This window comes from Enterobacter cloacae complex sp. P16RS2, from assembly GCF_014982155.1.
In the GTDB taxonomy this organism is placed as follows: Bacteria; Pseudomonadota; Gammaproteobacteria; order Enterobacterales; family Enterobacteriaceae; genus Enterobacter; species Enterobacter cloacae_M.
Genome location: NZ_JADCKW010000020.1, coordinates 39,240 through 50,779, shown reverse-complemented (window position 1 = coordinate 50,779; position 11,540 = coordinate 39,240). Strand labels below are relative to the sequence as shown.

Genomic DNA, 11,540 nt, shown 5'->3' with positions numbered 1-11,540 from the left:
GTTCGATGGAGATAATTCTAGGATTTTGGCTGGTTCTAAACTAGGGATGTTCACCAACCGTGAGTTTCGCGGAAATTTTGGAGGGGATACTCTTTATAGGGACGTTCGCAGATTGTGAACATCCCTTGTGTTTACTTTTTGTTTTTATCCGAGGATTTATCGTTAAGTGTTATCACATCAACGATACCCCAATCCTTCAACATATTATTTTTAATGTAAAAATCATTTAAAACCTTGAAGTACTCATCGTTATCAAGATAACTTTTCGCGTAATCATAATCAGTATCTTTGATGTTCTCACTACTTCTGACCCCATTATTCCCATGCAGGATGTCAGCTAAAATGGTGAAAGGTATGTTCTTACCTTCGTTGTAGAGCTGTTCCCATGAGATCAAATCCATCAAAGGGATGACTTTGTAATCAAGTATTCTTTCAAAGGTCTTATGACCAAACCTAAATTTTCGTTTCGGGGGTTTAGGCGTTTTCAGGTGCTTTTGCCATAGAGCAATCAGTACTTTCAGATGTTCTGCGAGATCGTCACTGCTGGCTTCTTCCAAGTCAATTTCAATCAGCATCTTGTTAGCAGGGTTCATGCCTCCTTGTTTCAGATACTCAGAGATGTAGTCGGAACTCACTGCAACAGGGTCTGTTTGCTCTGAAGTCTCCAGCCGATACATAGCCCGCCCATAGTTGAACAATTGAACTCTGGTCATTGGTCTTACAGCATAGCTATGCGACAGTCTGTGATTGTCTGAAATCCAGTCTGATTTAAGTATCACATCACCACATCGGATTGTGGCATCATGGTATATCGCTTGCATTTGATTATCTTTGCCTGCTGTTTCCCATTGTTGTCTTGTTTTGTAAGCCAACATCCGTCTTTCAAGCTCTGCATAGATTTGTTCTAAGGTGAGGTCTTTCAGGCCATCATATCGGCGTACATCAAACCAAGATAACGCTGCCCTGATTTCTTCCATTTCCTTTTGTGTAGTCATTGTTCTACCGATTGCTTTTGTGTTTCCTAAACGTTAGCCCATTCAACATGATAGAGAAAGTGGAAAAGAGGAGCGGGTTTTCAAAATGGTGTGAGCACAGTAAGTGACCTTGGAGGTCAGTGCTTTCACCTTGACTAAACATGATTTATTTAATAAAAAATAACCAATTGTTTTTCATCATTTATTTTAACAAAAATAACGACAACATCATGTTGATAATGAAAGAAAATTTAGATACGTATAGTCAGATGATTATGACAACAACAAATTGTTTTTAATTGACATTTTTACCACAAGAAAACAATAATGATGGTAAATATGTTGGTAAATATATAGCTATATTTAACAAAGGCAGTAATAACAGGAGATGTAGATGAAGTTCGAGTCCAGTCAGAGGAGCCAAATTTGAAAAGCCTGCTTTTAAAGCAGGCTTTTTGCTTTTCTGCGTTCGGATAATTTTCCGTATGGCAAAAAGCTCCTGTCGCTTAGGGCAGCCTGGCAATCACCTTAATCTCAAACTGGAATCCGTACAGCCACGTCACGCCGATCCCGGTCAACGTCGGATAAGGCGCTTCCCCCCAATATTCTGGCAGGATACTCCAGATAGCGTCGAGGTTTGACTCGGGATCGACGACAAAGAGGGTAACGTCAACTACGTCATCGAACGTGCAGCCCGCAGCCGTAAGAACAGCGTTAAGGTTATCGAATGCCAGCCGGATCTGTGCGTTGAGATCCTCTTCAGGCGAACCATCCTCCCGGCTACCAACCTGCCCCGAAACAAACAGGAAGCCGTTAGATTTGATGGCGGGTGAATACCGATTGCGCTCATAGAGCGCCTGCCGTCCGAAGGGAAAAACTGCTTCGCGTATTGTCATGTTAGTACCTTTGTAATGGGGCGAAATCTGTCCGCTGAACATAAAGACACTTTACAGGCCCCAGATCGGGCGGATAAACAAGCGACTTTGTCCATCATTGTTTGTAATATCCAAACAATCGGTAAAAAGAGAGGACAAGGGATGGATCGGTTCGATGCGATGCGCGCCTTTGCTCGCGTGGTAGAGGCAGGCAGTTTCACCAGGGCTGCCCAAACGCTTCATATGAGCAAAACCACGGTGACGCAGCTGATTCAACAGCTGGAAGCGCGCCTGCGCGTAAAGCTGCTCCATCGCACCACCCGCAGGCTCGGTGTGACTCCTGATGGCGCGGTCTACTACGAGCGCATCATCCGCCTGCTGGCGGACATGGAAGATGCTGAAAACAGCCTGTCCAGTGCGGCAATTACGCCCAGAGGACGGCTACGGATAGACGTGCCCACGCCTCTCGCCCGCCTGGTGCTGGTGCCCGCGCTACCGGCTTTTCACGCGCGCTACCCTGATATCCAGTTCGACATGGGCGTGAGTGACCGGATGGTGGATCTGATCGGCGACAACGTGGATTGCGTCGTGCGGGGCGGCGAAATCAACGACCAGTCCCTGATCGCTCGCCATGTTGGCGATTTGCAAATCGGTGTTTACGTCGCACCGAGCTACGTGGAACGCCTCGGCGCCCCTGCGCACCCGCGAGAGCTGGAAAACACGGACCATCGCATAGTGGGATTCTTGTCCTCACGCACCGGTAAGATTGATCCTCTGGTACTGCACGGTGAGAGTGAACGTATTGAAATCACGGGAAGCTATGTGCTTGCCGTGGATGATGGCAACGCCTACCTCGAAGCCGGGCTCGCGGGATTAGGCGTGGTTGCGCTACCCGTCTATATGGCGGCAGCGCATCAGGCATGTGGTTCCTTGATTCCGCTATTTGAAGACTGGCGTATTGCTCCAATGCCCCTGTATCTGGCCTTTCCGCCGAACCGCCACGTTAACGCCAAACTGCGCGTTTTTATTGATTGGATCGTTGAATTGATGCAGCAGCATGCCCCCACTTCCGCCAATAAATAACTGCATCTCAGCCCGCTGATCCGCACATTAGAGTTGACTGGTGGTCATCGTGGCGTTTTGACAGAAAGGGAATTCAAAGTTGGCTTACAACTTAGCCAACTTTGGGTAAGGCTATCCAGTCAAAGGAGCCAAATTTGAAAAGCCTGCTTTTCTATTGGCCGTTGCTTTCCGCGGCACCCACCAACTGCCGCCAGGCCGCCACTTCCTCATCCAGCCACGCGACAAAAAGAGCCACCTCCGGCTTCGTCTCCGTTGACCGCGCTGTCACCAGCCAGTAAGGCCAGGGATACGGCGCGGTAATGGAGGTTAGCTGGACCAATTCCCCCCGGGTGATGGCATCCTGAACCAGAGAGCGGCGCTCCAGCGCGATCCCTTTCCCGAGCCGAACAGCTTCGATAATGATATTGGAGTCGTTAATGCATAAACCGCCAGGCACGATCTCTTTCTCCAGCCCCGCATTCACGCACCACGTTTTCCACGACTCCATGGAAAAAATAATATGACTTTTTGCAACCTCAGCCGGCGTAGCGGGCAACACACCGTCGTTATAGCCAGGCGCGGCCACCACAATGAGTTCATCGGAAAAAAGGTACTGGCTTTCACTCCCTTCCCAGTTTCCTTTCCCCATCCGTATCGAGATGTCTATCCCCTCCTGCTGCAGGCTGGTGACCGTCAGGCTGGCCTGGATCCGAAGGGTGATAAGCGGATATTTCGCCCGAAAGCGTTCCAGACGCGGCAACAGCCAGTGGCATCCAAAAGACGGCACCATCGCCAGCGTCAGCTCCTGCTTTCTCGGCTTCACCTGTACAAGCCGGGTGGCATCCGCAATATGGTTCAACGCCTCGCGTACCTGTAAGGCATAGAGCCGCCCTTCTTCGTTGATCTGCACCCCGCGTCCCTGACGGATAAAGAGCTTTACGCCCACCATCTCCTCCAGCAGTTTGATCTGCTGGCTGATTGCGGAATGGGTAACGTGGAGTTCTTTCGCCGCCAGCGTCACGCTGCCAAGACGGGCGACGGCTTCAAAGCTTCGCAAACTGGCAATGGGTGGAAAATCCGACATGAAAGCTCTCCCTTATCCGCGCTGGATGTATAACGGCAACTTGCCCACATGTCAGTAATACTAACCTTTACGGTAAGATACTGAAGATATTCGCCAGGAAGTTTATATTGTACTGTCTGTTCATCCTCTTCAATGACGCGTTATTTCACAGAGACAGGAAAACGGCAACGATGATTAAGCTTGTTGGCATGATGGATTCACCTTATGTACGGCGCGTGGCGATCTCCCTTGAGCTTTATGGCGTTGAGTTTGAAAGCCAACCGCTGTCGGTCTTTAGCACTTTCGAAGCGTTCTCCCGAATCAACCCCGCGGTAAAAGCGCCCACGCTGATTCTGGATAACGGGATACGTTTGATGGATTCGTCGCTGATACTGAATTATTTCGAGGCTCAGGCCGCACCCGAGCGGAGACTCCTGCCCGTCGCGCCGGATGCGCTGGCAAACGATCTTCAGACGCTGGGCTTTATCCTCGCCGCCGCGGAGAAAGCCGTGCAAAATGTGTATGAACACCACCAGCGCCCGGTGGAAAAGCAGCACGCTTTATGGGTCGAACGCATTACAACCCAGCTGCTGGCGGCCTGCAGGGAATGGAATGCCTTGCTGAAGACGCGTCCGGCCTCCGCCGATCCCGATCAGGTTGCCGTCACGAGCACCGTTGTCTGGACGTTTATTCAGTCGATGATTCCGCACGTCGTTAACGCAGCGGATTTTAGAGAGATTCAGGCGGTTGCCGAATCATTTGAATCACAGGCGGTCTTTAAAAAATATCCGTTCAACTAAGCGATGAGCCCGGTCAGCGCAGCGCTACCGGGCAAACCAGCGCCTAAATCTGATAATCAATCGCCACTTCTTCCGGTTCCATCACCTGGCGTTTAATCTCATCCACCGACAGCCCGGCGTTGCAGAGTTCGATAAAGCGCCACACATAGTTGCGCTGCAGCTGCCCGCGCTTCAGGCCAAGCCATACGGTGTTGGCGTCAAACAGGTGACGCGTATCAAGACGCAGCAGGCTCCCGTCCTCGCGTTCTCCGCCGGACTGTTCCGCCACCAGACCAATGCCGAGACCCAGCTCGACGTAGGTTTTGATCACGTCAGAATCCTGCGCGCTCAGCACCACGTCCGGCGTTAACCCTTTGCGGTTGAAGGCCTCGTCTATGCGCGAACGTCCGGTTATCCCCTGGCGGTAGGTAATCAGCGGCCATTTCGCGACGTCTTCCAGCGTCAGAGGAGAAACCTGGTTCAGCGGATGATCGACCGGGAGTAATAAGCTGTGGTACCAGCGGAACCAGGGGAACGCCACCAGCAGCGGGTCGTTGCTCAGGCGCTCGCTGGCAATGCCAATATCCGCCCCACCGTTTTGCAGCAGCACTTCAATTTCCTGCGGCGTGCCCTGAATGAGCTCCAGACGGACGTCGGGGAAAAGTTCGCGGAACGCTTTAATCACCGGCGGCAGGCTGTAGCGCGCCTGGGTGTGGGTGGTGGCGATGGTGAGTACGCCCGAGGCGTCATTGGTAAAGAGATCCGCCAGACGACGCACGTTGCTGGCCTCGTTGAGGATCCGCTCTGCGATGGTGAGCAAAGCCTTACCAGGCTCCGTCATGCCGAGCAGCCGCTTGCCGCGACGGATAAAGATCTCTATACCCAGCTCCTCTTCCAGCTCGCGGATATGGCGGCTGACGCCGGACTGAGAGGTATAAAGCATATTGGCGACCTCGGTCAGGTTATAGTCCCGCCTGGCCGCCTCACGGATAATTTTAAGTTGCTGGAAATTCACGATTCACTCCGGCGCATCTGACATAGCTCTATTGTTAGAGTCAGCCGCGCTGCAGAACAAATAATAAAAACCAGCATCTTATGCTTTTATGGAATATCAGCTCACAAGCTGGAGTTCACGGTTCTCAAGCGACGGCTTGCTGACCAGCGACATCAAAATCTCTTTTACCGCCTGCGCCTGCGGCGACAGCGAACCGCGTGCAGACATGTTCAGCGACAGCGGCAGGCTCATCGAAGGCGTGGTGATGCGCGCCATCCAGCCGTTCGCCGCGCTGCACAGCGAGCGGGCTGCGGATTCCGGCAGAACCGTCACGCCCATTCCGCTGGCAATGGCCGCGGTGAGCGTGGAGATTGAGTCAATTTCACCGATAATTTTTGCCGTCAGGCGGCGCAGGGAGAACGCTTCGTCCACGCGCACGCGCACGGCGCTGTAGTCGCGCGGCAGATAGAGGTTCATCTCTGCCACAGCGGTGAGGTCTACGCTCTGGCCCGGACAGTCGCGGGTCCCCACGAGGTAGAGATCTTCTTTGAGCAGCGGCTGGCTGGTGATGCCGGCGACCGGGGAGCGATCGTAAAGGACCGCCATATCCAGCTGGCCGTTGAGCAGTTTGTCATTCAGCACGGAACCGCTGTTTTCGTGCAGGTAGACCAGCACTTCAGGCAGCTCGGCGCGAACGGCCTGCAGCAGCGGCATGGTAATAGAGGACGCGGCCGTTCCCGGCGCCAGGCCGATAGACACGTGCCCGCTCAGGGTCTGGCCCACGTTATTCACCGCCAGCTGCGCCTGTTCACACTGGCGAAGGATGGTGCGCGCATGGGTATACAGGATCTTGCCTGCTTCCGTTGGCGTGACGCCGCGTTTGGTGCGGATCAACAGCTGCTGATCCATCTCGCCTTCCAGAGTAGCCACCTGCTGGCTCAGCGCAGGCTGCGCGATATGCAGCACTTCTGCCGCTTGAGTCAGGCTGCCGATATCGACGATTTTTACGAAGTATTTCAGTCGTCTTAAGTTCATTTTGCCCCCTGTTCGAAATGCTGTGCCGGAACCGGCTGTCGTTGTTGAACAGGTTTTGCAATATGAATGCCACTTTTACCGGGCGGTCTAAATTGTTCGCTAAGCGCCTGAAAATAAGGAAACCTAATTACAGAGGGGGGTTTTATTACCGAAACAGCAGTTTAAGATCTGCCCCATTAGGGGTATACCCGCACCATGACGGTGCATTCCGCTGTCAAAAACATCACTTTGCCGATTTTGTCAGCAAACGATCAAAAGGCGTTGATCCAGCCTTTGACAAGGCGAACGCAGGTCGATAATATGCGCCCCGTTCACACGATTCCTCTGTAGTTCAGTCGGTAGAACGGCGGACTGTTAATCCGTATGTCACTGGTTCGAGTCCAGTCAGAGGAGCCAAATTTGAAAAGCCTGCTTTTAAAGCAGGCTTTTTGCTTTTCTGCGCAAGGTAAATGCAAAACGGCAACCGGGTTGCCGTTTTTAGTGTTTGCACCCTCTCCCGTGGGAGAGGGCTGGGGTGAGGGCACCAGCCCGCACTATCCCTTCACATGCCAATCTTAACCGGCATCCCCGACCGCCGTTCCAGCTCAGCGCCCGCCCCCTCGTTTATCAGCTGCGTCCGCTGCGCGGCGGAGATGGGCAGCGGCACCTTCCGGGTTGATTCAAACTCCGCACGATTACGTGATAATGGCTCGTGAACTTCCACCCATCGGCTGCCGTCCGGCTCCGTGGTCATCTTTACGGGCCGATCGATAAGCTGCACGCGGGTGCCTACGGGAACATTATCGAAAAGATACTTGATGTCGTTATTACGCAGACGGATACAGCCCTGGCTTACCCGCAGCCCAATGCCGAAATTCGAGTTTGTACCGTGAATAGCATACAGCCTGCCGATATAAATCGCATACAGCCCCATCGGGTTATCCGGCCCGGCGGGCACGAATGCCGGCAGCGTTTTCCCTTCTGCCGCATAGGCACGCCGCGTGTTCGGCGTCGGAGACCAGGTTGGCCCCTCCTGCTTACGCTCAACGGCCGTCACCCAGTTACGCGGGGTTTCGCGCCCGGCCTGACCGATGCCGATGGGCAGCACTTCAACGGTGTTACCGCCCGGCGGGTAGTAGTAGAGGCGCATTTCTGCCGCATTCACGATAATGCCCTCGCGGACGGTGTCGGGCAAAATCAGCTGCTGAGGGATCACCAGCCGGGTGCCAGGTTTGGGCAAAAAAGGATCCACGCCCGGGTTTGCTTCCAGCAGGTTGCTCAGCCCCTGCCCGTGCTGCGCGGCAAAGGCTTCCAGAGGCAGCGTATTGCCTTCGGGAACGGTGATGGTAATCGGGGTACCTACCAGACGACTGCCTTCCGGCGGAAGCGTATAGGTTACGGCAAACGCACCGGGTACAGCGGCACACAGCGTAAGGACGAACCAGGTAAGTCGAATCATAGTTTTCTGCGCTCAAAAAAGAGAAAGCCCGGACTCAGGCAGGCTTTCTCAGTTTACGCTATTACGCTTCGGTTTTGCGCCACCTGCGCGTCAGCACTTTCTCCGCCTCGACAATAAGGAACATCACAAAACCAATCAGGAAGGTGATGACCCAGTAGCGGAACGGCAGCGCTTCGGTGCCAAACAGCATCTGCATGAACGGTGCGTAAATGATAAGAAGCTGTAGCGCCAGCAGTACGCCGCTCACGATCCAAATCCCTTTATTCGCCAGCAGGCCTTTGCTCAGCGAGAAGCCGTCATTCACGCGGCAGTTAAGCATGTAGAACCACTGCGCGGTCACCAGGGTTTGCAGCAGCACGGTGCGGATAAATTCCGCCGAATAGCCGCGCGGCTGTAGCCAGGCTTCCAGCACGAAGGCGCTAATGGCAATCATCAGACCGACAAACACCACGCGCCAGATGGCATAGCCGTCCATCACATGGAGATTAGCCTTGCGCGGTGGCCGGTTCATGATGTCCTTCTCACCCGCTTCAAACGCCAGGCCAAACGACAGCGTTGCTGACGTGGCCATGTTCATCCACAGGATCAGGACCGGCGTCAGCGGGATCAGGTTCCCCGCCAGCAGCGCGATGATGATCAGCAGAGCCTGCGCGATGTTGCTGGGGATAACGAACAGAATGGTCTTTTTCAGGTTGTCGTAAACCCGGCGTCCCTCGTGCACCGCGCTGGCAATGGTGGCAAAGTTGTCGTCCGTTAACACCATGTCGGCGGCCTCCTTGGTCACTTCCGTCCCCTTAATCCCCATGGCGATACCCACATCCGCCCGCTTGAGCGCCGGGGCATCATTTACGCCATCCCCGGTCATGCCCACGACTTCCTGCTTACTTTGCAGGGCCTGCACAAGGCGGAATTTATCCTCCGGGCTGGTTCGGGCGAAAATATCGTACTGCTGCGCGGCGTCGCTCAGCTGACGATCGTCCATCGCTTCCAGCTCACGTCCGGTGATAGCGCTTGCGGCGTTACCAATCCCCAACATTTGCCCAATGCTCATGGCCGTTTGCGGGTGGTCGCCGGTGATCATTTTCACGCGGATCCCGGCCTGCAGACAGTCGGCAATGGCGGTAATGGCCTCCGGACGCGGCGGATCCATCATTCCAGCAATACCCAGCAGGATCACGCCATCATGCAGGTCCGGGTGATCCAGCTCGCGTTGCCCCTCGCGGGCAGGTTTCCAGGCCGCGGCCACCATGCGCAGACCTTCCCGGGCATACTCTTCAATCTTCCCTTCCCAGTAAGGCTGATCGAACGGCTGCAGTCCGTCATTCGTCTGCTGGTACTGGCAGAGGCGGAACAGGACGTCCGGCGCGCCGGTGATTAAAATCACCTCTTCATCGCCCAGCCGGTACAGCGTGGACATGTATTTATACTGTGAATCAAACGGGATTTTGCTGCGCATTTCGGTATCGAGCGGTGGGAGCGGGATTTTCGCCGCCAGCACCTTCAGCGCGCCCTCGGTTGGGCCCCCGGTGATTTTCCACAGCCCCTGCTCGTCTTTGATCAGCTGGCTGTCATTACAAAGGTCAATGGTGCGCAGGTAGCGTTCCAGCAGGGAACCCTGCGTCACGCTGACGGGCGTTGGGTCATCTACGGGGTGAATATTCCCCACCGGTTCGTAGCTGTCGCCCTCCACGCGATAGGTCGTGTCAGCGGTAATCACCGCTTTGACCGTCATTTCATTCATCGTCAGGGTGCCGGTTTTATCCGAGCAGATGACCGTCATCGCCCCCAGCGTTTCAACCGTAGGCAGCTTGCGAATGATGGCCTTGCGACGCGCCATGGCCTGTACGCCAAGCGAAAGGATAATGGAGATGATGGCCGGCAGGCCTTCCGGCACGGCGGCAACGGCGAGGCTGATAAGCGACAACACCAGTTCAGAAACCGGCATATCCCGGAACAGGAGGCTAAAGACAAACAGCGCCACCATCATCACCAGGATAGTGATGAAGATGGTCTTACCGAGCTTGTCCATCTGCACCATCAGCGGCGTGCGGTGCTTTTCAATGTCGGACATCATCTGATTGATGTGGCCCAGCTCGGTCTCACCCCCGGTTGCCACCACCACGCCTTTACCGCCGCCGGAGCTGACGGTGGTGCCTGAATAGAGCAGATTATACCGGTCACCTAAGGGCAGTTCCCCGCTTAACGCATCGCTGTTTTTCTCAACAACGGTGGATTCGCCGGTCAGGATGGCCTCCTCCACGCGAAGGTTATGTGCTTCAATCACGCGCAGATCAGCAGGAATACGATCCCCGGCGCGGATCACCACGATATCTCCCGGCACCAGCGCCGTGGTGGGGATCGTTTCATGGTTCCCCTGTCGTACCACCACGGCTTCGCTGGAGAGCATATTGCGAATACTCTGCAACGATTTTTCAGCATTGCTCTCCTGGATATGGCCAATCAGCGCGTTAATGATGGCAACCCCAAGGATCACAAACATGTCTACCCAGTGGCCCATAAAGAGCTTAAGCAACGCGGCCACCAGCAGAACGTAAATCAATACGTCGTTAAAATGCGCCAGGAAGCGCAGCCAGGCGGGTTTGCCCTTTTTTTGCGGCAACGCATTCTCACCATGCTGCTGAAGTCGGGCTGATGCCTCAGTGCCGCTAAGTCCTTCCAGAGTGGAGTGGATATTCGACAGGGTTTCGTCAACGGTTTGTTGATAATACGGACGTTCAGGTTTTCCTGTTTTCATCGTTCCTTCCTCAGGTTCTATTCAGAAATCACCTTGCTTTCATGTAATTAACGAATAACGAAAACAGGAACATGGGCGTAACGAACAATACTTGCCGCCTCAGATCCTAACAAATGGGTTTGAATATTTGGATTTCGCGAGCCGACAATAATCGCGCCGACGGCAAGTTCATCCGCAAGCTTAATAACCTCATCACGAACATTCCCGCTACGGACGTGGAGATGAACACGCTCTTCTGGCAGATTTACTTTTTTGACCAGGTCAGACAGCTTTTCTTTCGAATTATTAATCATATATTCATCCATTTTGCGCGCATCTGAAATAAAACCACGCGTCAGTTCGGCTGAAAATTTGGGCATGACGTGCAGCAAATGAATGTCACCCGATGCGCTTTGCGCCAGAAACTGTGCATGCTGCAACGCTTTATCCGCCAGGCTTGTCTCGTAGACATCCACCGGAACGAGAATGTTTTTATACATATCGAGCATCCTTTTTATAACCAACACGAGAGTGAATGAAGCAAAAAAACGCATTAAATGCAGGGGGTTGCCCTTAATGCCAGTTA

10 protein-coding genes and 1 tRNA gene are annotated in these 11,540 nt (G+C 53.8%); 3 read left to right on the top strand and 8 right to left on the bottom strand.

What is annotated here, in order from left to right; genetic code table 11:
- Window positions 1–131 precede the first annotated feature (131 nt).
- Together INF68_RS14825 and INF68_RS14820 are read right to left on the bottom strand one after the other, a co-directional pair.
- Window positions 132–995: a DUF6387 family protein gene (locus INF68_RS14825; protein WP_001515479.1), complete on the bottom strand. Its 864-nt coding sequence runs from the start codon at window positions 993–995 to the stop codon at window positions 132–134.
- A gap of 485 nt (window positions 996–1,480) precedes the next feature.
- Window positions 1,481–1,870 carry a RidA family protein gene (locus tag INF68_RS14820; protein ID WP_126787516.1) on the bottom strand — a complete coding sequence of 130 codons (390 nt, stop codon included), beginning with the start codon at window positions 1,868–1,870 and terminating at the stop codon, window positions 1,481–1,483.
- Between the two features lie 141 nt (window positions 1,871–2,011).
- Between INF68_RS14820 and INF68_RS14815 the strand changes: the two genes are divergently transcribed.
- On the top strand, window positions 2,012–2,932 hold the full coding sequence (locus INF68_RS14815; RefSeq protein ID WP_126787517.1) for a LysR family transcriptional regulator: 921 nt from the start codon (window positions 2,012–2,014) through the stop codon (window positions 2,930–2,932).
- Window positions 2,933–3,083: 151 nt separating this feature from the next.
- Here INF68_RS14815 and INF68_RS14810 read toward each other — a convergent pair whose 3' ends face one another.
- Window positions 3,084–3,995 (bottom strand): LysR substrate-binding domain-containing protein, encoded by a 912-nt coding sequence (locus INF68_RS14810; protein WP_126787518.1) that lies wholly within the window; start codon window positions 3,993–3,995, stop codon window positions 3,084–3,086.
- Between the two features lie 170 nt (window positions 3,996–4,165).
- On the opposite strand from INF68_RS14810, the gene INF68_RS14805 reads away from it, so the two are divergent.
- Complete coding sequence (locus tag INF68_RS14805; RefSeq protein ID WP_126787519.1) at window positions 4,166–4,774, top strand: glutathione S-transferase family protein; 609 nt, start codon at window positions 4,166–4,168, stop codon at window positions 4,772–4,774.
- 43 nt (window positions 4,775–4,817) lie between these two features.
- On the opposite strand, the gene cbl is transcribed toward INF68_RS14805, so the two are convergent.
- Window positions 4,818–5,768 carry an HTH-type transcriptional regulator Cbl gene (gene cbl / locus INF68_RS14800; RefSeq protein WP_126787520.1) on the bottom strand — a complete coding sequence of 317 codons (951 nt, stop codon included), beginning with the start codon at window positions 5,766–5,768 and terminating at the stop codon, window positions 4,818–4,820.
- Between the two features lie 96 nt (window positions 5,769–5,864).
- Entirely contained in the window at window positions 5,865–6,782 is a 918-nt protein-coding gene (gene nac, locus INF68_RS14795) for a nitrogen assimilation transcriptional regulator NAC (RefSeq protein WP_008499475.1), read from the bottom strand.
- A 320-nt stretch (window positions 6,783–7,102) separates the two neighbouring features.
- Between nac and INF68_RS14790 the strand changes: the two genes are divergently transcribed.
- Window positions 7,103–7,178 (top strand) — tRNA-Asn (locus INF68_RS14790).
- A 145-nt stretch (window positions 7,179–7,323) separates the two neighbouring features.
- Here INF68_RS14790 and ldtA read toward each other — a convergent pair.
- The 3 genes from ldtA to INF68_RS14775 all read right to left on the bottom strand — a co-directional run bounded on the left by ldtA (window position 7,324) and on the right by INF68_RS14775 (window position 11,454).
- Entirely contained in the window at window positions 7,324–8,220 is an 897-nt protein-coding gene (gene ldtA / locus INF68_RS14785; protein ID WP_126787428.1) for a L,D-transpeptidase, read from the bottom strand.
- Window positions 8,221–8,281: 61 nt separating this feature from the next.
- Complete coding sequence (locus INF68_RS14780; RefSeq protein WP_047652427.1) at window positions 8,282–10,975, bottom strand: cation-transporting P-type ATPase; 2,694 nt, start codon at window positions 10,973–10,975, stop codon at window positions 8,282–8,284.
- A 47-nt stretch (window positions 10,976–11,022) separates the two neighbouring features.
- On the bottom strand, window positions 11,023–11,454 hold the full coding sequence (locus tag INF68_RS14775; RefSeq protein ID WP_029741859.1) for a universal stress protein: 432 nt from the start codon (window positions 11,452–11,454) through the stop codon (window positions 11,023–11,025).
- Window positions 11,455–11,540: the final 86 nt, after the last annotated feature.